Source organism: Acidithrix sp. C25 (assembly GCF_904848545.2).
The window spans coordinates 1265124-1286080 of the sequence record NZ_CAJHCI020000002.1 but is presented as its reverse complement, the minus strand read 5'-3'; the positions used below and the strand labels follow the sequence as shown (position 1 = coordinate 1286080).

15 protein-coding genes, 2 tRNA genes and 3 pseudogenes are annotated in these 20957 nt (G+C 47.6%); 9 read left to right on the top strand and 11 right to left on the bottom strand.

Going from position 1 to position 20957, the window contains the following annotated elements:
- Positions 1–5 precede the first annotated feature (5 nt).
- The 3 genes from ACIDITHRIX25_RS98785 to ACIDITHRIX25_RS98775 all read left to right on the top strand — a co-directional run bounded on the left by ACIDITHRIX25_RS98785 (position 6) and on the right by ACIDITHRIX25_RS98775 (position 4094).
- A complete protein-coding gene (locus ACIDITHRIX25_RS98785) occupies positions 6–530 on the top strand; it encodes a DUF4395 domain-containing protein (RefSeq protein WP_201733534.1) in 525 nt (174 codons plus the stop codon).
- Between the two features lie 371 nt (positions 531–901).
- On the top strand, positions 902–2620 hold the full coding sequence (gene ade, locus ACIDITHRIX25_RS98780; protein WP_052604449.1) for an adenine deaminase: 1719 nt from the start codon (positions 902–904) through the stop codon (positions 2618–2620).
- Positions 2621–2918: 298 nt separating this feature from the next.
- On the top strand, positions 2919–4094 hold the full coding sequence (locus ACIDITHRIX25_RS98775; protein ID WP_052604450.1) for a thiolase family protein: 1176 nt from the start codon (positions 2919–2921) through the stop codon (positions 4092–4094).
- A 372-nt stretch (positions 4095–4466) separates the two neighbouring features.
- On the opposite strand, the gene ACIDITHRIX25_RS98770 is transcribed toward ACIDITHRIX25_RS98775, so the two are convergent.
- Positions 4467–6608, bottom strand: a complete 2142-nt coding sequence (locus tag ACIDITHRIX25_RS98770; RefSeq protein ID WP_201733533.1) for a S9 family peptidase — start codon at positions 6606–6608, stop codon at positions 4467–4469.
- Between the two features lie 71 nt (positions 6609–6679).
- Entirely contained in the window at positions 6680–6973 is a 294-nt protein-coding gene (locus ACIDITHRIX25_RS98765; RefSeq protein ID WP_052604452.1) for a cell division protein CrgA, read from the bottom strand.
- Positions 6974–7058: 85 nt separating this feature from the next.
- Between ACIDITHRIX25_RS98765 and ACIDITHRIX25_RS98760 the strand changes: the two genes are divergently transcribed.
- On the top strand, positions 7059–7673 hold the full coding sequence (locus ACIDITHRIX25_RS98760) for an anthranilate synthase component II (protein ID WP_201733532.1): 615 nt from the start codon (positions 7059–7061) through the stop codon (positions 7671–7673).
- A gap of 178 nt (positions 7674–7851) precedes the next feature.
- Here the strand turns inward: ACIDITHRIX25_RS98760 and pknB are convergent, their stop codons facing one another.
- The 5 genes and pseudogenes from pknB to ACIDITHRIX25_RS98735 all read right to left on the bottom strand — a co-directional run bounded on the left by pknB (position 7852) and on the right by ACIDITHRIX25_RS98735 (position 13670).
- Positions 7852–9732: a Stk1 family PASTA domain-containing Ser/Thr kinase gene (pknB, locus tag ACIDITHRIX25_RS98755; protein WP_249685759.1), complete on the bottom strand. Its 1881-nt coding sequence runs from the start codon at positions 9730–9732 to the stop codon at positions 7852–7854.
- The gene (locus tag ACIDITHRIX25_RS98750; protein WP_201733531.1) at positions 9707–11185 is read right to left on the bottom strand and encodes a peptidoglycan D,D-transpeptidase FtsI family protein; all 1479 of its coding nucleotides are present in this window, start codon (positions 11183–11185) and stop codon (positions 9707–9709) included. The genes pknB and ACIDITHRIX25_RS98750 overlap by 26 nt, the downstream gene beginning before the upstream one ends.
- Positions 11186–11865: 680 nt before the next feature.
- A pseudogene (locus tag ACIDITHRIX25_RS98745) lies at positions 11866–12456 on the bottom strand (protein phosphatase 2C domain-containing protein); the annotation flags it as partial.
- Positions 12456–12989 carry an FHA domain-containing protein gene (locus tag ACIDITHRIX25_RS98740; protein ID WP_213333459.1) on the bottom strand — a complete coding sequence of 178 codons (534 nt, stop codon included), beginning with the start codon at positions 12987–12989 and terminating at the stop codon, positions 12456–12458. The pseudogene ACIDITHRIX25_RS98745 and the gene ACIDITHRIX25_RS98740, both read right to left, overlap by 1 nt.
- A gap of 3 nt (positions 12990–12992) precedes the next feature.
- Positions 12993–13670 (bottom strand): FHA domain-containing protein, encoded by a 678-nt coding sequence (locus tag ACIDITHRIX25_RS98735; RefSeq protein WP_201733528.1) that lies wholly within the window; start codon positions 13668–13670, stop codon positions 12993–12995.
- 319 nt (positions 13671–13989) lie between these two features.
- On the opposite strand from ACIDITHRIX25_RS98735, the gene ACIDITHRIX25_RS98730 reads away from it, so the two are divergent.
- Positions 13990–14604 carry a GNAT family N-acetyltransferase gene (locus ACIDITHRIX25_RS98730; RefSeq protein WP_052604459.1) on the top strand — a complete coding sequence of 205 codons (615 nt, stop codon included), beginning with the start codon at positions 13990–13992 and terminating at the stop codon, positions 14602–14604.
- 962 nt (positions 14605–15566) lie between these two features.
- On the opposite strand, the gene ACIDITHRIX25_RS98725 is transcribed toward ACIDITHRIX25_RS98730, so the two are convergent.
- Both ACIDITHRIX25_RS98725 and ACIDITHRIX25_RS98720 read right to left on the bottom strand, forming a co-directional pair.
- A tRNA-Leu gene (locus ACIDITHRIX25_RS98725) sits at positions 15567–15653 on the bottom strand.
- Positions 15654–15887: 234 nt separating this feature from the next.
- Positions 15888–15979 (bottom strand) — tRNA-Ser (locus tag ACIDITHRIX25_RS98720).
- A 164-nt stretch (positions 15980–16143) separates the two neighbouring features.
- Here ACIDITHRIX25_RS98720 and ACIDITHRIX25_RS98715 point away from each other — a divergent pair.
- The 3 genes from ACIDITHRIX25_RS98715 to ACIDITHRIX25_RS98705 all read left to right on the top strand — a co-directional run bounded on the left by ACIDITHRIX25_RS98715 (position 16144) and on the right by ACIDITHRIX25_RS98705 (position 17807).
- Positions 16144–17040, top strand: coding sequence for an undecaprenyl-diphosphate phosphatase (locus ACIDITHRIX25_RS98715; RefSeq protein WP_052604460.1), 897 nt, complete (start codon positions 16144–16146; stop codon positions 17038–17040).
- An 85-nt stretch (positions 17041–17125) separates the two neighbouring features.
- Positions 17126–17494, top strand: coding sequence for a fluoride efflux transporter CrcB (gene crcB, locus ACIDITHRIX25_RS98710; protein WP_052604461.1), 369 nt, complete (start codon positions 17126–17128; stop codon positions 17492–17494).
- A 10-nt stretch (positions 17495–17504) separates the two neighbouring features.
- Complete coding sequence (locus ACIDITHRIX25_RS98705) at positions 17505–17807, top strand: DUF190 domain-containing protein (protein ID WP_052604462.1); 303 nt, start codon at positions 17505–17507, stop codon at positions 17805–17807.
- 481 nt (positions 17808–18288) lie between these two features.
- On the opposite strand, the pseudogene tnpB reads toward ACIDITHRIX25_RS98705, so the two are convergent.
- A pseudogene (gene tnpB, locus ACIDITHRIX25_RS98700) lies at positions 18289–19894 on the bottom strand (IS607 family element RNA-guided endonuclease TnpB).
- Positions 19891–20456: pseudogene (locus ACIDITHRIX25_RS98695) on the bottom strand (IS607 family transposase). Before ACIDITHRIX25_RS98695 ends, tnpB begins: the two co-directional pseudogenes overlap by 4 nt.
- Positions 20457–20629: 173 nt before the next feature.
- Here ACIDITHRIX25_RS98695 and ACIDITHRIX25_RS98690 point away from each other — a divergent pair.
- Positions 20630–20956: an ArsR/SmtB family transcription factor gene (locus ACIDITHRIX25_RS98690; RefSeq protein WP_052605612.1), complete on the top strand. Its 327-nt coding sequence runs from the start codon at positions 20630–20632 to the stop codon at positions 20954–20956.
- Position 20957 lies beyond the last annotated feature (1 nt).

Here is a 20957-nt window from a genome sequence, read left to right as displayed (position 1 = left end):
CAGCTTTGCCAAAACGCCAGACTCTAGATTCACAACAAAAATCCAAAAGGGCAACCAACTTCTTTACCTTTCCCGATCCGGTAAATGAAGTTGCCGCCCGAAGCGTAGCGCTTGGAGTTGTGATCATGGTTGTGCTCATCATAACAACCCACAATCGCCTGCTATTCATACCCCTTTGCTGTGGTTTCATAGCTCGTCTAGCCGCTGGACCAAAGATCTCAATCCTAGGACAGATAGCAACTAAATTAGTAGCTCCCAACTTGCCCAACCATGAGAAACTTGTGGCTGGAAAACCCAAACGATTCGCCCAAGGAATTGGCGTTGTCTTCTCCATAGCAGCAGCCATAGCTGCATTAGCTACGCACTCTGTTCTTCCATCACAGATCATCCTCGCCTTACTTGGAATAGCCGCGGCATTGGAAGCCTTCTTTAGTTACTGCTTGGGTTGCAAGGCATTCGCACTCCTGTTTCGTTTTGGAATCGTCACATACAACGACTGTCCAAGTTGTGTTGTCCAATACGCTAAATGACCTCTCTCTCATAAGCTGATAGGTAGAGAGAAACCTATTGCACCATAGATACCTATCTGCTTTTTCTTGACCCATATGCTCTAGCTCTCCAGATCTATATCCCTATTCGTTCGAAGCAGGTGGGTCGAAACAGGTCAACCTCAAGATTCGCCTTAAAATCAATGGGTAGAATCCAACCAAAAAACTCAACCACCATCGACCCCTAGTCCTCAAACCCCTAGCTGGTAGCGTTAGCATCTTTCACCTGACTATTCCACAACTTGCGAGCACTAAAGCTACAAGCAAATACCAATGTAAAAGATATGAAAATCTTCGCGGGAAAGGGCGGTCTTTTTGGGTAGCACCACAATCATCTCAATAAGATATTGTCCATGGCACGAACACCAAGATCACAATTAGCAATTGCAATGGCGCGCGGCGACGTGGAGGCAGATCTCCTACTTGTCGGTGGAAAGGTATTTTCTAGTGCCACAAGAGAATGGGTAGAGACTTCGCTGGCAATTGGAGACGGTGCGATCGTTGGTTGGGGCGACCGAGGCGCCAAAGAGGTTGTCGACGTCTCAGGCGCTTACCTCATTCCAAGTTTCATCGATGCCCATATGCATTTAGAATCCACCAAACTTTGGGTAGATGAATTTGTCTCTCTTGTTCTAGCAGCAGGAACCACTGCGGTGGTGGCCGACCCACACGAATTAGCAAATGTATTTGGAATTCCTGGAGTGGCGGAGTTGATCGACGCTGCCTCGGACCTTCCATTCACCTTCAAAGTTGTGGCATCATCTTGTGTTCCAGCTTCACAATTTGAATCGCCTGGCGCTGAGATATCTGTTGAAGATATAGAAGATCTAATGGATCACTATGGAGCTATTGGGGTGGCAGAAGTCATGAACTATCCCGGCGTAATCGCCGGAGATCCAATTATGCTCAAAAAAATAGCCAGCGCCAAAGGTAAAAGAGTTGACGGTCACGCTCCCATGGTGCGCGGAAAGTCTCTTGATGCCTATCTAACGGCCGGTGTTGAGTCAGATCACGAATGCACATCCTTTGAAGAGGCTCACGAAAAGCGACAGAAGGGGATGTGGATCTTCATTCGTGAAGGTTCTGCGAGTAAAAATCTCAATGATTTGATAAAGACCGTCCTAGTCGGTGGAACCGATCGAATTGCCCTATGCACCGACGATCGCGAACCCTCGAGCCTGATTAGGCGAGGCCATGTCAATGACTGTGTCGCTATGGCAGTTGCCGCTGGAGTCTCCCCCGAAGATGCAATAATAATTGGATCGACCAACGCCGCACAATACCACAACTTGCACGACTTGGGCAGCCTAGCGCCGGGTTATCAAGCCGATCTATTGGTTCTTGATAACCTAGTGGACTTTAAACCCTCAAGAGTTTACGTTCGCGGTTCCCTCGTCGCTCAAAATGGCACCATCTTAGAGGGAGTCGTCCCCTCGAGGCCGGCACCATCCTGGATGCAATCGAGCGTCCGTCTTGCAAGGCAATTTACCAAAGAAGACTTTGAGATTGAAGTTGATCCCGACAAAAGCTACAAAGTAATCGGGGTACATCACGACTCACTCTCCACCACCCATCTGGTTCGATCGGGTTCGCAGGTCGCCGACTGTGCGAGAATAGCGGTAATTGAGCGCCACCGCGGAACAGGGCGCTTTGGCCTTGGCCTTGTCTCTGGTTTCAACCTCACCCAAGGGGCAATAGCATCAACTGTCGCCCACGATGCCCACAACATAATGGTCCTGGGTTCGATGGCTCAAAATGGTGCATCCGACATGGCAATAGCGATAGAGACTCTAAACGAGATAGGAGGGGGTCAAGTGGCGGTACTAGATGGCCAAGTGATAGCAGTCGTACCTCTTATAATCGGAGGTTTGATCTCTACAAAAAGGGCGACCGAAATCGCTGCGGAACTTGAAAATCTTGAAGCTCAAGCCCACAGTTCCCTTGGCATCACCCTTCCAGCACCCTTTATGGTCCTTTCCTTCCTCGGTCTTTCAGTAATCCCGGAGCTACGGATTACAGATCTTGGACTTATCGATGTAGTCTCCTTCACAAAGACGACCTTGACGAATTAAAGGACCTCCCGGTTGTCTTTGGCGAATCCTTGCCCATGAAATCCTTATTCGGCTATCGACTCAATTGGAATTAACGGATCCCTTTTTAAAGAACGGTGGACACTGACTCATTTAGCCCGAGTTTCTGATTTAGCTCGAGTTTGACAGATCGCTTCCGTCCCATTTGGAAAAGTTAGCTCACAATGCATGCACATGGCTCATTTGGAGTAAAAAACGGTGGTAATTCTGGTAACTTTAAGATAGTTTGAGGTCAAACTAAAACACGGCAAACAAAGAATTTTAAAAAGTGAGGAATACTGTGACCAATGCAGTGATTGTGGACGTAGTTAGAACACCGGGTGGACGCCGAAATGGAAAACTCTCTGGTTGGCACCCAGCGGATCTCGCAGCGCAAGTACTTAAGGCGCTCGTTGAACGAAACGACATAGATCCAGCTCTAATAGAAGATGTCATCATGGGATGTGTCATGCAAGTTGGAGCACAGAGTTTAAATGTCGCCAGAAATGCTGTCTTGGCAGCGGGTTTTCCAGAGTCAGTATGTGCCACTTCGATCGATCGCCAATGCGGATCCTCACAACAAGCTGCTGCATTTGCAGCTCAAGGAATTATCTCTGGCTTCCATGACATAGTAATCGCCGCCGGGGTTGAAGCGATGTCTCAAGTGCCAATGGGATCGTCGGCTATGAACGGTCCCGGTAAGCCCTTTGGCCCAATGGTTGGAGATCGCTACCGCGAGCAGGGAGGTCTTGTAAACCAAGGCATCTCTGCAGAGATGATCGCTGACCAATGGAACCTCTCAAGACAAGATCTAGATACCTACAGCTTGCGAAGTCAAACATTTGCTGCTCAAGCGAGAGCAGAAGGACGGTTCGATCGTGAAATCATTCCAATCGAAATCAAAGATAGCGAAGGCAATCTAACTGGCGAAGTTCAAAGCTCCGACGAAGGCATCAGGGCCACAACCATGGAAGGCCTAGCCAATCTCAAACCCGCATTCAAAGAAAATGGCAAGGTAACAGCTGGCAACTCCTCTCAAATTACCGATGGAGCTTCGGCTGCTCTGATTATGAGCGAAGAGATGGCTAGTCGACTAAATCTCACTCCACGAGCACGTTTTGTCTCATTTTCGCTGGCTGGGGTAGATCCAGTCACAATGCTCACAGGTCCGATCCCAGCTACCAAAAAGATATTAGAGCGAACAAAGATGACGATGGACGACATAGATCTCGTTGAAATAAACGAGGCCTTCGCCTCGGTAGTGCTGGCATGGGAGAAGGAGCTTCATCCAGATATGGCCAAAGTAAATGTCAACGGAGGCGCAATTGCCCTGGGCCATCCACTTGGGGCCTCGGGAACCAAACTTTTGGCTACTCTATTGTGCGAACTTGAGCGAACAAATAAAAGATATGGCCTTCAAACGATGTGCGAAGGCGGCGGCATGGCCAATGCAACCATCATTGAGAGACTAGGATAGTCACCACCGTATTACCCACCCAAAAGGCATCTTTATGGGCGAGTAGACAAAAGAGCAGAACCTCCAACTTGAAATAAATTTGACCAATACCGATCAACTTTCGATCGAGCCTCAATTGGCAAGTTGGAGGTTTCTTTTTCTCCATTTTCGGGCTATTTCAGGATCTATTGAATCTCTTATTGAGCGAGATTATCGCTGTCGCCAGCAATAATCGATCTTGCCCAGGACCAACTCCTGGAGACAATTATACAATTCAAAATCAATTATTTCGGGTGATATCTTTTGACTCTCATTGCGGTTGCTGTAACTTACATGGCTTGAGGGCAGAACCTAATATCCAAAAAGGTAAAAATCCACTAGCTCAATTGCCTCCTAGGTCAATGCTTCTAAAAGATATGAAGTCCTCATCCGAGCAATTTGAAGCAAAGTCTCTTGCCCTCTTGGCATATGGCGTGACTGTGGCAGGATCATCTGATCTACTTTTTTTCCGTGAGCAATAGCTGCCTCTAGGAAATACGCTGTATTTCTAAAGTGAACGTTCTCGTCTATAAGTCCGTGGATAATAGCGAGCTTTCCTTTCAATGATTCGACGTAGTTAGTCACATCGGCTATCTCATAGGCGGGACCCTCGTTCACGGGGGTTCCCATATATCGCTCCGTATAGGCGGTGTCATAGAAGGAAAAGTCCACAACTGGGGCACCTGCTACCCCTACTATAAATCGATCTGGATGTTTGGTCAGTGCACTAAGGGTCATAAATCCTCCGTAAGACCATCCATAGATCCCAACACGATTCGGGTCAATCCCAAATCGCTCACTTAGATAGTCAATACCACTAATCTGATCCTCAAGCTCGATCGTTCCGAACTTTCGACTAAGTTTCGCCTCGAAATCTAGGCCCCGGCCATAGCTACCTCGATTATCAATCTTGGCTACGACGACTCCCCTAGACGCTAAGTATTGAGCCTCTAAATCTATAGTAGAACTCCATGAATTGGTCACCCGCTGGGCATGTGGGCCTCCATAAACCGAGATCACAAGTGGCAGACCCCTAGGATTTCGATCCCCAGGAAGGTAAAGATGGCCAATCAATCTGGTTCCATCAACGGCGTCAAATTCAAAACGCAGAGGTGATGTTAGTGCGAGTTGCTGTGGCGTTAGAGGCTCGTCGCCTAGGTCGAGAAGGACTTCGGAGTCGAAACTCATCACGCGCGAGATATAGGAGTGCGATAGGCAAGAATAGATATCTAAAAATGCTCTGTTTTGAATCGATACAACACAGTCATGGACGCCCTCGCCGCTGGTCATAAGTTCTGGCGCTCCACCAGATATATGCACTCTCGATAGGTCTCTAGCGCAGGGATCCACTATTGTACTTACGAAATAGATGTAGCCGCTCTCCGGATCGAAGTCAACCAGAGAGGTCACCATCCACTCTCCGAATGTGACCTGGTCGACCACGCCATTCGAGTTATAGATCGCGACGTGACTAAATCCCGAACGCTCAGTAGTTGTAATAAAGCGGTTCGCATCAATTGGAAGCACACTTGAGGGCAAATTGACCCAAGGCTCGAGCTTATCTTCTATCCGCGCCACCACAGCTGCTGTATCACAGTCAACAAAATGCCAGGTTAAGGTGGTCTGTCTCCTATTTAATGTTGCAACTAAGAGCGTTTTGGAATCTAACCAAGAGACCTTGGCTATGTAGTCCTCGCTGTCGGTCTCTAAGTCAATTGCTCTTGGGCTACCCTTTTTTACCCCTAGCGACTCCACCTCGTCTATCAAGATTCCAACTTTAGCATTTGGCGCTCCTGCAAAAGGGTAGCGATGACTTTCAGCTCGAATCTCTTTGGCTCCATAGTGAAATATCCAAAATGGCTCGACTCCCGATTGGTCCACAACGCAGTATGCGATGCGACGTCCATCGCCAGAAAGCCAAAAGCCCTCGAGTCGATCAAGCTCTTCCTGGGCCACAAATTCTGCTACCCCAATGAGTTGACCCTCACCTTTGACTTCATCGATTGTGGTCGATTCACCCCCAGATAGATCAACCCGATAGAGTCTTTTTCCATCTGTGCATACCGCAGCATCATTGTCAAGATCCAGTTCAATTCGCTCAATCGATTCACCTTCAAACTCGTAACTGACTCGGGCGAGATCGGGATCGTAGATTAGATAGTGGCCACCAACATTCACCAAAATAAGCGACTTGGTATCGGATTCAAAGAGGACAAATCCACTCACGCCGTTACCCGAAAGACGTAGCCTCTCTCTCCTTAGCTCTTCGGCTAAAGTTGGTAAGGCGGAGCTATCCTCACCATCGATCAAGACTTCGACTCCGCCGCCATCTAGATCTCCTCGACAAAGCGAAAGATTATTCGAATCGCTGGATCGCGCCATCAAAAAGTAAAGATATGGCGAATTCTTTGAAAATGTAGGAGAGATTGGAACAGTCGTTCCTGGATAGGGCCGCTTAGCTAGGGTCTCAAGGTCAAGAACAAATTCATTTAGCACCTAAATAAACCTAATCGTACCATCGACTTTAGGGCCACTTACCAATTTCAGTGATTGTGATAGCCATTGACCTATCTATATCGCGTAGCCATATAGAAACCGCCAGCCAAAAAGACCAGTCCAACCAGTAGGTACCAATTAGAAGCCCCTCCAGGAAGAACTCCCAAATAGTTGACAAAGAGGAAAATAAAGCCAAGAATCAAAAATGATATCAAAAGATAGGCCATCCATCGAGGAGACTTCTTTTGCGAAGTTGGAATTGGAGGCGTGTAGCGCTTTGAGGAGGTCGTGGACCTATTTTTCGAAGAGACGTTATGACCCCCTTTGTTAGCCCCAACAGTTTGCCCTTTGCGAGTTCGTGCCATCTAATAAAATCCTCTCGTTCGAAATTAATCATCTTCATCAATGCCTAGAGTCCCTCGCTACAAGATCTCACGTTAGGATCTAAACATGTCTAATCCCGCGCGAATTCTCATGATTGACAACTACGACTCTTTCGTCTTCAATTTAGTTCAATACTTCGGAGAACTTGGTGCTTGCGTAGATGTAGTACGTAATAACCAAATATCAGTTTCGGAAATTGCCGATCTAAATTACGACGGAATCGTAATCTCTCCTGGTCCAGGCAGTCCAATCGACGCTGGGATATCGCTTGATCTGGTCGTCGAGCTTGGCCCAACAACTCCAATTTTTGGTGTTTGTCTCGGCCACCAGGTAATTGGACAAGCATTTGGAAGTAATATCGTACGCGCGCCAATACCAATGCACGGCAAGACATCCATGATAAACCATAGTGGCACCGGCATCTTCGAGGGAATTAAAAGCCCACTAAAGGTAACTCGATATCACTCACTGATCGTAGATGGCGCCTCTATCCCTGAAGATAATCTAATCGTAACGGCCACGACCTCTGATGGATTGATAATGGCAATGGCCCATAGTATCTATCCCATGCATTCGGTACAATTTCACCCTGAATCTATCTTTAGCGAATCTGGCAAGGAGCTAATTTCGAACTTCCTAACAATTGCAAGAAAGTTCTCCCTTGCGCCAACTACAAGCTAGAACTTTGCCACGAGATCAAACTAATCACTAAAGTTGCCATTAAGGTGGGAAAGCGAAAATTCAAAAGCTCACCTCTTTTGACAACGTCGCCTCGATCATAGCTGAAGATAATTTCTCATCTCAATGGCGGCACCTTGAAAAAGACAAGATACCGCCATGAGCTAGTTTGAAATAGCAGTTATCCGGCTGCGGTAGTGGTCGTAGTGGTTGCTGGAGCTGCGGTAGTGGTCGTAGTGGTTGCTGGAGCTGCGGTAGTGGTCGTAGTGGCTGCTGTGGTTGTAGTTGACGTCGTTGTAGCTGGGCTTCCCGGCCCAGTTGAAACCACAATATCCACACTTGAGTTCGGCGCCACAGCGGTTCCTGCCGGTGGATTTGTTGAGATCACGTCGCCATTTGGAACCGAATTGGAAGATTGATTGGTTGTATTCCCAAGGGATAGACCAGCAGTTCCAAGAGCGTTAGCTGCTTGTGCAGAAGGCTTACCAGTCACATCTGGGACACTAATGGTCGATGGACCATTAGATACCGTCAAAGTAACCGTTGATCCGGCTGGCACCTTAGAGGCTCCAGTAGGGTTCTGTTTAATTACCGTCCCGTTAGGGCTAGATGAATTTACATATGTTGTAGTGATTGAAAAGCCAAGGGGTACTAACTGAGATTCTGCATTGCCAATCGTCTGATTGGTCACATTTGGCAACGTTACTAAGGCTGCCCCTGAAGAAACCTGTATTGAGACGCTGGTCCCACTCGAAACTGATGAACCAGCCACCGGAGATTGAGAGAGCACGGTTCCAGATGGCACCGAACTTGACTGTTGGTAGTTTATTTTAAAGCGCAGGTGCGACGCTCCAAGAGAAGTCGTTGCGCTAGAAAGCGTATCACCTACCACACTAGGAACCGATACCGAAGCAAGGGTTGTATTAGTGGTAGAGGGGTTATTGCTCTTATGGCCTTGAACCAACCTAAACAAAAAGAAAAAAAGGCCAAGGACAATGATCGCTGCCAAAATGGCTACCACCGTCCCTGTATTTTCTCTCCTTCTCTTTGGCGGAGCCGGAATTACAGGAATTATGGTCGTTCGTTCAGCCTCATTCGAGGCCATCATAGTTGTTTGAGAGTAACCTGAAACCTCAGACATCACCGTAGTGGTATCGCCATAGTCAGGCATAACTCGATCTCGTGCCGCATCGACAGGACGCCCTTGGATAAACCTAAGCAAATCAGCTCGAAAATCCTGAGCCGTCTCGTATCTATCATTAGGGACTTTGGCTAAGGCTTTATCAATTATCGCTACCAAAGCAGCCGGAGTCTCACTCCGCAGTCTTGACACCGACGGAGTGGGCTCATTGACTTGCTTCATCGCCACAGAAACGGTCGAATCACCGCTAAATGGCGGCTTGCCAATGACCATTTCAAATAGAACTACCCCAAGTGAATAAACATCGCTGCGGCCATCTAGAACCTTACCTTCGGCCTGCTCTGGAGATATATAAGTCGCTGTCCCCATGACAGATCCGGTCTGAGTTAGATCTTCATTGGCACTCTGGGCTCGAGCGATCCCAAAATCAGTTACCTTTATGTGACCATCCGAGGTAATTAGAACATTTCCGGGCTTGATATCTCTATGAACCACACCATGGCGATGGGCATAGCTAAGCGCGGAAGCGACATCCGCAGCGATAGCTGCAGCATAATCAAACGAAAGCGTACCGCTCTTTCTGATCAAAGATCCGAGCGTTTCTCCTTCAATCAACTCCATGACTATGAAATAGGAGTTCTCGCTGCGCCCCCAGTCAAAGACTGAGACAATGTTTGGATGGCTAAGATTCGCTGCGGCTGTTGCTTCACGTCGAAACCGCTCCACAAACGCACTAGACGTACTCAACTCCGGAAATAAGACCTTAAGGGCAACCAAACGATCTAGTAGCAGGTCGCGGGCACGAAAAACGTCTGCCATTCCTCCACGGGCAATCTTGTCGACGATCTCGTATCGACTTCCATAAGGCTGAGCCACTTTTCTGTTTACCCTCCAACTACCGAACTGGATTAACAGCTGCACTTAACATAGCCTTGACTACTGGTCCCGCGTATTGAGCACCAGTTGAATTCGAACTCATACCTGGTTGTGCGGGAACGACCACCGCGACGGCTATCGTCGGGTGATTAGCTGGAGCAAATGCAACCATCCAATTATCGTTTCCATTTGGACTTGACTGGTTCGAAGCCAACAAGTTTAGCTGAGCCGTCCCAGTTTTAGCCGCAATTGCAACACCGGGTATTGCAATTCCACCGGCTGTTCCAAATCGAACCACGCCTTCCATTAGCGAAGTAACCTTGGCGGCTGTCGCGGCCGAGGTGGCTACCAACCACGGATGATTTTGATATTTCTTGACAACGTTTGCTTGCGGACCAGTAATCTCACTCATCAAATGCGGCGCCATAATTACACCATGATTAGCTATGCCAGCAGTTGCCAACGCCATCTCAAGTGGAGTAGCTGCCACGTCATACTGACCGATCGCTGAATAGGCTAGCGTCGGTAACCTGGTGGAAAAAGATGCTGCCGAAGGAAAGGTAGCCGATGCTACTCCATAGAGATCAAGGGGCGGTGTTTGATTAAAACCAAATGACTTCGCTTCACTTGCCAGAGAAGAAGCACCTAGGTCTAATCCGATCTGGCCGAAGCCGGTATCACATGAAACCGCCAACAAGATTCCAATTTGGCCACCGCAGACTTCATAGGCATAGTTATGGAGTCGATTAGTAGTGTCTGGAAGAGCAATCGAACTTACATGGGGATAAGACTTGACGGCAAGAGATGGATTGTGATCGTAAACCGCTGATGAAGTTACAATTTTGAAAGTTGACCCTGGAGGATATCTACGTCGATAGGCTCGGGCGAGCATAGGTTGGCTGGGATCTTTAATATAGCTATTCCAAGCTTTCGTCTCGGTCGTTCCAGAGTGCGACGAAAGCAGATTGGGATTATACGATGGATTCGAATACATCGCTAATATCGCACCCGTAGATGGATCAATCGCAATAACAGCTCCGCGCAACTTACCCAGAGCGCTAGCGGCCACGCTTTGGAGCTTTGAAGAGATAGTTAAGGTGACATTATCGGGAGCTGTCGTTGGATTTAACAGAGATGACAAAGAGTTAGGCGTTACACTATGAGGCGTTAGGTAGGAGTTGTAATATGCTTCAATTCCATCTTTTCCGTACAGAATTGAATCATAACCACTGATATCGGCATAGAGTGGCCCGTTGGGGTACTGTCGTTGATATTTATAGACGTCAGTAGATTTAACTGTATCAGCCACGACGGCACCATCTGCGGTGAGAATTGCACCCCGGTTTTGTGAAAATTGAGTTGTTATATTTCTAGAATTTCCTGGAGCGTTAGCTAGAGAGCTTGCATCCAAAAATTGAATTCTATTCAACTGAACAAATAGACCCAGAAACAAGACCATTAAGAAGATTCCAAGAAGGCGAATTCTGCGCTCCATCATCCTCCTCCGCTAACCAATGTCGGAGTAGTTGAGGAAAGAGTTGAAGTCGTGGCGGAATAACTCCTAACCTGGGAGGTCAAATTACTGATATAGTTTCGCGCAGCCGAGAGAGAGGTCTCTGCCACACCGGCCTTTATTTGGACTACATACGAATTGGGCAAGGCGTTCAGTTTGATCTTTTCAACCTCAACCACCTTTGGCTTGAACCACAAAATTCCCCCGGGACGACCTTGATAGATCACAACATTAGAGGTATTGGAAGCACCGACAAAATAACTTCCGTTCACATAGGAGTTGATGCCATAGGCTCCAACCCCCAGAATGACCAAAAGTAGGATTAAAAAAGCAGCAATCCTAAGGTACATCCCAGATTTATGAAACTCCGACTTAGATATCGGAATTGGGATAGATTGCAACATTGGACCACGAAGAGATGCGTCCTCGCCTTCGATCTTTACCACATGAGGAGCAAAACGTATCAGCGGCGAAGCGGCCACTCCTTGACTGTGAGTCTCTAGATCGCGAATCGACTCGTCGCCAATTGGTGCCAACGCAACAACGACAGCGGAGGCGTTATCTACGCCCCCAGCCAAAACAGCTGCCTCGACAACCTTAGATGCTCCGTCTTGAGCGGATTTGGATCTACGCAAAATTTCTGCGATCTCCAAATCACCTAACTCATTGGTCACCCCATCCGAACACAAAATAACCTGGTCTCCTGGGTCTAGATATATCTCCCAGAGATCTGGCCCAACGGTCTCATCTACCCCCACGACCTTAGTCAAGACGTGACGCGACCTCGAGTGGGCGACTTCATCCTCGCTCATTCGACCGGCACGCATCATCTCTTCAACCCAAGAGTGATCCACGGTCAACTGAGTTATTTCACCTTTTCTCAAGAGATAGGCCCGCGAGTCGCCAACATTTAGCAGATATGCCTTGCGGGGACTCTTGTCCCCTTGGATTTCCTCCAAGACGAGGCTAACGAAAGTTGTGCCCATGCCATGGAGGTCGGGGTTGGCCATACCCATCGTAAAAACCATCTCATTTGCATAAAAGAGAGCGCTCTGGATTGCGTCAGAGTCCAGTTCACTTTGGTTCACTCTCTCAGTAAAGGCGTCGACTGCTATTCGGGCTGCGGTCTCGCCACCATTGGCTCCACCCATACCATCGGCCACTATAAAGATCGAACCATCAGCAAAGACATGGTCCTGGTTGTCTCGTCTGACTTTTCCAGTGTTGGTAGCACTACCCCAATCCAAAAGGGCCATCAGATCACTTCCATGCTAGAGTGACCAATCGAGATTCGATCTCCCTTGGAAAGGGGCCTTGGAGTGTTGATCCGACCGGAGTTTACAAAGGTACCATTGGTTGAACCCAAATCCTCGACATAGAGGACGTCGTTGTCTACCCACATTCGAGCGTGCACAGCCGAACCAAATTCATCGTCCCCCAAAGAGATCGTGCATCCACTGGAACGACCAATTGTCGTCAATCCGTTGATATCGAAGATAAGATCTTCCCCAACACCGTCTCTTTTAAACTTCACTTGAAATCCGCTTTTTGCTTGTGACCTTCGTTTTGATCCAGATCTTCCCGATGAAGACGAAGTTACAGTTTTCTTAGCTTGATTGGTCTCACCACCGCCTTGTGATAAAACTTCAAATTCGCTCTGTGACTTCTCCTTCCTTTGTAGATCATTTGTTCTGATTTGAACCCAAACAGCCCTTATAACTCTTAGAAAAAAGAGCCATATAAGGGCAATTAAAACATACTTAAATAGATCCAGCAGCCCTATCGGCATAGGTTATTGACGTCCAATTTTAATTCGAACCACTCCGAACTCTATAACATCCCCATCATCTACGGATATCTGGGAAATTCGCCGTCCATTAACTTTAGTACCATTTGTCGATTCGAGATCTTTAAGCGTCACTACCCCGTCCTTATTCAGGGATATCTCCGCATGATTTCGAGAAATCTTAGGATCATCGATTACTACCGCACAAGAAGGAAGACGCCCTACGGTGATAGTTTTTTCCGTGATCGGCACCCTAAGTCCGTTGGGCATTTCAAGATATAAGTGACCTAAATAATCTGGATCTTCTATGTATCTTGACTCAATTGCAAATGTACCCCGAGGAAGGTCTTCGTCAATTTCAATTCTCAATGCCGGGAAACCGACGAACTTATATCTATGTTCTTTAGCAGTCTGTTGAACCAGTGCAAGCAATTCGGAGTTGAGAGCAGTCGCGATATCGGAGAGGCTATGCCAATCCGAAGAACTCAACGCAACTAAATAATCATTTGGAACAAGGGGTCCACGCACGCCAATGCGCTTTTCGAGTTCCATATGGCGCGAAAGCTTCTTGCCAATCTCAGATGGTTGGATGCCCTTTCGTGAAAAGCGTCCAAAGGCCCCTTCCACTAAATGTTCGAGCCTATTTTCAATATCGTTTAGCCCCACGGCTATATGATAGTTCATAATTACAATGACGCCATTTAGTGCAAGATAATACCTGATACTTTGCGAATGATTACTTAATTAGCCCTCATTTATCTAGAGATCTCCTATTAGCCCATAGAGCCTGTAATCCTCCCGCGATTCCCAAGCGTTCGCGTATCATCCCAAAAGACTTAAATGTGGTCGCCTTAATCCCTAGCCTGGGAATGAGTTATCTCAGAGCATCTCTATAGAGACAACCAAAGATGAACCTTCGTTTGATAATTGCCAGAGTGAAATGACCACCTGGAATTTGAGGCAAACCTATAATCTTTACAAGTGAAATGAAATAGTGACGCCAATGACATGCTCCGCCAATCACGACAAAGTCTCTAAAATGACCCTCGTAGTGCCATCTATCGGGCGATTCCCAAGTTACCTGGGCGCTGTCGATCGCGGATGGGATGGAGAAAAGACCCTTTTTCGCTCATCCAAGGATCTAGTTATCCTGGCGGAACGGGATCCAAACTTAGTGCTTGCCAAAATGGCTGATCGCTCCAAAGAAGGAGTTCGCTATAACGAAGATGGAAGCACTAGTGCAAGAGCTCCCGCACTTCATCGGTGGATGTGGGATAGAGAATTTGTAGGGAGAATCACTCTCCGCCTGCCAACTGTTGGCTATGAGGAGTTGCTGCATCAAATAGGCCACATTGGCTATGAAACGATGGAGTGGAAACGAGGTCAAGGTTATGCAACAAAAGCTCTTTTCCTGATGCTAAATGTGGCTTCCAAAGAGGGGATGACCAACGTGGAATTAGTGACAAAGACCAACAACATCGCTTCGCAGCGTGTCGTTACAAATAACGGCGGAATACTTATTGAAGAGTTCAACGAGTCGAAGCGTCTTGGCGGTGGAAAAGTATTTCGTTGGCGGATCGACCTCTCGGAAAGTCCTAGTATCTCCACGAGTGATTGAAGAAATTTACAAACTTCTATTTGGCTAACGCCCCAATAAACCGCAAAGGGCCGAACTTAACTTCGGCGACAAAGACCAACCAAATCATACAATGAGGTCATCTAAATCGCCGAATTGAACCCAAAAGAGTCGTGGTCCCAATTACGAAGTAGTGTCGGTAGAACATCGCTTTCCCTGTTGGTCATGGCCCCTATCCACCTAGGTGAGACCACTTGAAGATCAACAATACTTACAGAACGACAAAACAGCGGCGTCAAAGTTGCTAGTGATCTCTTAGCTGGGAGTCAAAGTTGCCTAGTCGCCAAGTGCGATCGGAGGAGCTAAATCGGTAAATCCAGATTAGCGACTTTAGATCGCCAACCTAATATATCGATCATGCACCGAGGTCGAACTCTTCACCGGTTCGAACACAGCATAAAAGCAACGAATATCTGCCTCAAAGAAAAAGACAATAAAGATATATCAGGCGGACTTCCCTCAGAGCTCGAGATTGCCAACGTGTAGTGCTTAGTGTCGTTTCTTGTGGCATCGATATAAAATCCTATGGGGGATTAGTCAACTATAGTAAAATCCAAGCTAAGAGAGTAAGCCTTTGTGGCGCCCGTGCGAAAAGAATCACACGTCTTAATGCACGCTGAACTCTAAGCGACTATTTCCACTAATACGACGCCATTAGATCAACAGAGGCGTCAACGAAAAGCCGCCCCTACAACGAAGGGATCCTAGTGAATATGGCAAAATTTATAAGCTATCATTCGCGCTATGGTCCAAGAGGCATGGCCGTACGACTAGTGACGACACCTTCTTGGCGCTACCTTATTTAGGTGGTTTTAGTTCCTTGATCAAACACCCAGTAAGCGCCAGACATCAGGCGCCGTCCAGGCTCGGGGCATAGGAGAGCTACCCAAGCATCACCAAAGAGCAAACCTCTCCGAGTGGGTAGTGAGAGACGTAAGCGTCAATGGTGGGCGAAGGGGGACTTGAACCCCCACGTCCTTTCGGACACAGGAACCTGAATCCTGCGCGTCTGCCTATTCCGCCACTCGCCCAACTCAACAAAACATGTTAGTTCCTATCTGGTCCCACTTGCGCACGCCACGATGGCAGATTCCTTTTATCGTAAAAATTCTTTCAGATAGATGCGACGAGAAAGACTAAAATAACGAGCGCACTTTTGCAAAACTAGGTCAAATAGCTAGAAAACTTCATAGATAAACGATTCCCCTTATTACGGGTATCCCTTTGACGGAAATCTCTAAAAAGACTAAGCAGAGAGGAGAAAGTGGCGGAGAGGGAGGGATTTGAACCCTCGGACCCAGTTTCCCGGGTCAACTCATTAGCAGTGAGACCCATTCGACCACTCTGGCACCTCTCCAAGCCAACTAAAAGTTTAGTAGGTTTTTTCCTAGGTTGTGAAGCCTCTTTAGTCAAAATCGCAATGATATACATTATCTTCTTTCACAATTGGCGAATTTGCCAACTAAGATCACCGAAGGTATTGCAGACCCATAAGCATAAAAGCAAGCTTGAAAGGCCAAAATGTCTAGCCCGTTGACTGATCTTCAATCTGTCGTTATGGGACTCCTTCAGGGAGTCAGTGAGTTATTTCCTATCTCTTCTCTTGGTCATTCAGTAGTTTTTCCCGCACTTTTTGGTTGGAACAACCTAGTTGCCGCTCAAACCGCAAAGCACTCGTTTTTCCTAACGTTCCTAGTGAGTCTCCATGTTGCCACGGCTTTGGCACTGATTGTCTACTTTAGGAACGAATGGGTAAAGATAATTTCAGCATTCTTTCGATCGATCAAAAAAAGACGTATTGACGACAAATATGAAAGATTGGCATGGCTCTTGGTGGTCGCCACAATTCCCGCAGGAATAGTTGGCCTCATCTTCGATCATGTTTTAAAGAGTCTCTTCGCCAAACCCCTTGCGGCCTCAATATTTTTAATTGTCAATGGCGGCATCCTGATCGCTGGAGAAGCGATCATGAGACGCGCGATTAAAAACAAGGCGACGATATCCGCGGAAGGCAGAGATTGGGCAGAGGGAGAACGGCCCCTAGCAACGCTTAAGCTCAAAGAAGGCGTAATAATCGGAGTTGCTCAAATTTTTGCTCTCTTTGCAGGAATTTCCCGATCGGGTGTCACCATGGTCGCCGGTCTTGTTCGCGGTCTGGACCATGAAGATGCCGCTAGGTTCTCGTTCCTTCTGGCAACACCGATCATTCTTGCAGCTGGACTTTATAAACTGCCAGAGGTATTTGGATCCACCGGCAACGGCGTTAGAGTTCAGATGCTCATAGGTGGCGTAGCTGCATTTATTGCCGCATTTATCTCAGTTTCATTTCTATCGCGATACTTCAAGACCAAAAATCTCCTTCCTTTTGCGGTCTATTCAATTGTGGCCGGTATCGCCCTAACAATTAGATTCTATTAATAACGAGGGTCGCATTGACTATTGAGTTCAATGGATAGATGCGATCTTAATTATCATCGCCTAGGTCGAAGGGAGACCACAAAACGTGAGCGCGCTTTGGATTGCGATATTTGCTCCGCTTGGTGCATTGGCTCGCTACTATCAATCCAACTTAGTGGCAGGCGCATTTGGAAAATCTTTTCCATATGCAACCCTCTCGATAAATGTCATTGGCTCTTTCCTAATGGGCCTTTTATTTTATTTCACTTTGGATCGCCTCAGCGTTTCACCATCTATTAGAGCTGGAGTGCTAACTGGATTTCTAGGTGCCTATACGACGTTTTCGACGTTCTCTATCGAAACATTGAGTCTCTTTCAAGAAGGTAAGGTCACCAAGGCAATCTCTTACTCGCTCATGTCTGTTATTTTAGGATTGGGTGCAGTTTATCTTGGAAGCGTCCTAGGTAAGAAGTAGTATTGCCATAATGATGATGATCCATGTCTATCTAACTGAAGGCGACCGCGAAAAAAGGGCTTCCTTGGCCGATGTAGTTCTACGCGAGCTGCACGACAACTCTCTGGCAACTGGTGCCACATTGCTACGCGCCGTTGGAGGCTTTGGAGAACACCGAGAGATCCACAAAGCTACAATTTTAAATCCAGAGGCACACCTTCCTTTGGTCATTGAATTCTTTGAAGAAAACGATGACGCAATGCGAGCCGTCAACTACCTAAAGAAGCACCCGGGCCTTAAAATTATCAGTTGGCCCATCACTATTCACCAATAGCCTTTGGTCTGGACAATCTTTCGACAATAAAGAGAAGCCTTGGGTCCTGATACCCATCTAAGGCTCTAAAACTACAGCGATAGATCCAATACAAAAGATCAAGTTGAACCCTTGTCCACCATCTTTAACTCGGCTCTCCTTACCATCATGTGCGTCACCAAGACCCCATAACAGATAAGTAACGCCTGTACGATAAGAACTTTTGGGTCTTTCTGATTTGGCACTGCTAGCGCCTTTATCAGATCAGAAAGACAAGCACCGCACCTCTGCTACCTGATAACTTTTTTAGGCCTGAGAATTAACACCTGAAATAAAGTTAAATAGTTTGATTAGCATTTTCAGGGAAACGCCACATCAAATGCCCAATGATGGATTCGATTGCGGTTCAAAAATCCACCTCTCAAAAAAGCGCCCAATCAAATAATTGTGGTCTGCTTAGCGCCATAACCCGACCGTTGCATCTGAATGATAAATGGTGAGTCTACTCACTAGATGCACCTTTTTCAAGGTTCTTCCTTCGGGCTTCATTCTCACTCGCCCGAGGGTCGTTCTTGCCTCTTTGAGCACCGCCAGTATTGCTAGCGGTCTTACGTTCTCTCTTGCGATGATGAGTCATCCCATCATCGCAACTGCCGCCTGTACCAAATGGCCTGGGAACGGGCAGGGCGCTGGACCCAACTGGCCCACAACTGATAACCGACCAGTCACGGATATTCAATGAAGCATTCTCATCTCGATCCACCTCAACATGACAAGTATCACAGATAAGTCTCTTTGCGAGCTTTGCACCCGTGAGTCTGCCTGTGCAGTTGTGGTGGATTTGCGACGAGGGAAAGAAGCGATCTACAACGACTACCTTGACTCCGGCACGTTCGGCCTTATAGGTAAGCGTTGGTTTGAAGGCTCCGAGTCCGGCATCAGATACCGAACGGCGCAATGCCCGTCTTCCCATACTTCGACCCATGGCAGCGATGTTAAGGTCTTCAATCTTAACTTCGCTGTAGTTATCCACCAGGTAACAGGTTAACTGATGGATACTTTCACGACGGACGTATACGGCTTTACGGTCTAACTTGACAAGCTTGGCTTTCGCTTGCCTGTGACCGTGTGATCCGGGTATCCGTCGGATGAGATTGCGCCCAACCCTACGACGCTCATTCATAGTAGCTCTGAGCGGAGCGGGGTTAGGAATAGCTGTTATGCCGCCATTGCTGTCTGCGATAGTAGCAAGTGACCTTAGTCCTAGATCGACACCGGCGCGGGGGTCTTTCTTGGACATAGTTGCAGACGGTGGAGTAACTACGCTTGTCTTGATCGCGAGCTGGCAGGAGACGAACAACCGACCCCATCTCTGTGATAGAGTGCGCTTGAGTAGACGAGCATTGTTCTTAGCTAGGTGACGCTGTATTCTGCGCGTGTTCTCCATAGAGCGTAGCGCACCTATCATCGGCAGCACGATTGTTCGATGATCGTCCTCAAAACCCATAGTGCCAGTCGTAAAACGTACTCTGTTGCGGTCTTTTCTCTTAGACTTGAACTTCGGGAAGCCGACCTTTCTACCCTTTCGTCTGCCGTGTTTAGAGCTAGACCAGTTAGATAGCGCGCGAACTAGGTCAGCTATACCAGAGGCATACGCCTCTTTGGAGTTATCTCCCCACCAGGGCGCGACCTCGTTCTTCTCCTGGTTCCACCGTTTGCGGAGAGCCTCAAGAGTCCACGGTGTGGATGGGTAGCTTACGTCTGTTCTCTTGGCATCCATATCCGACTTGACTTTGGCTAGTGCCCAGTTGTAGGCGAAGCGTCTAGCACCAAAGTGAGAACGGATACCAGATGCTACCTGTGGATCTTTTGGCCACTCGACCTCAAACGAAGCCCCTGTGACCGTCCAACCAGTCGGAACCTTCTCGCCGGTATCGTCACATAGCTGCAAATAGTACGCTGACTGGCTCTAGTGCATCTCGGTATTGCTCGAAATCTCCGGTGAGCGATATCTTCCTTGTTGGGTTACCTTCGTCAAGAAGAACCTTACCTCCGGTGAGATCGGATACTCTTTGAGCCTGTGCTTTTGTCCGCATTATCGCGATCATGAGCACACCGCATCAATAGCACGCTGAGCTTTGTTAGCAGCCGAACGGCGACCGTATAACCGAGCACACAAAGACGTGAGTAGCTCCGTGACATCACGCACTAAGTCATCGTCTACCTCGCCTGGGTCTACCACAACCAATTTCCTGGACTGAGCCTCAAGTGCGGCCTCTATGTATTCGGCTCCAAGCCGGCAGAAGCGGTCTCTGTGCTCTATCAGAATCGTGTCTACTGTTGGGTCTTTAAGTAACGACAGAAACTTTCGCCTATGTCTGCGAAGTGCCGAACCAACTTCGGTTACTACGCGATCTATTGAGTACCCGTGCTCTGTAGCCCAGGTAAGAACTCTGGCAACCTGGCGATCTAAGTCTGATTTTTGATCTGCAGAAGACACTCGTGCATATATGACGGCAGACTTAGATACGGACGGTTGAGACTCTAGGTCTCCCACCAATATCAGTTGCCCTACTTTAGCGCAGGGACAGGCAGAGTACCGGCACGATACCACTTATATGCCGTTTGAGGATGTATACCTTGGGACAGCGCCCACTCACGCAAGTTCATTACATATCGTTATAGCACATCTCTGCGTCAACTGTTGCAACCCCTGACTGTGGTCATGCTTTGGTTTTATCGTCCATAGAAATTCAACACATACCTAACTTAAGGGTTGCTAACTTGATGCTATACTTAAAGTATTGATTTACAAATTCATCATATGATAAAAGAGAGTTTCAATGAGCACACCTCTTCACCAACTTAAAGCGGAGTTCTTTAAGTCGATGGCACACCCGATGAGAATCCGTATCTTGGAGCTTCTGACCCAAGAGTCGATGACCGTTTCGGCACTCATGGCCGAGATCGGCGCTGAAGCTTCCCACTTAAGCCAACAACTAGGGGTGCTAAGGCGAGCTGGGCTCATAGTCTCAGAAAAATCAGGGTCTACAGTGACTTACTCAATAGTTCACCCAGAGGTTGGCGATCTCTTAAAAGTCGCCAGACACATCCTTACCGAGGTCCTAACCAACGCCACCTCGCTTCTAAAAGATCTTCAACAGTCATAGG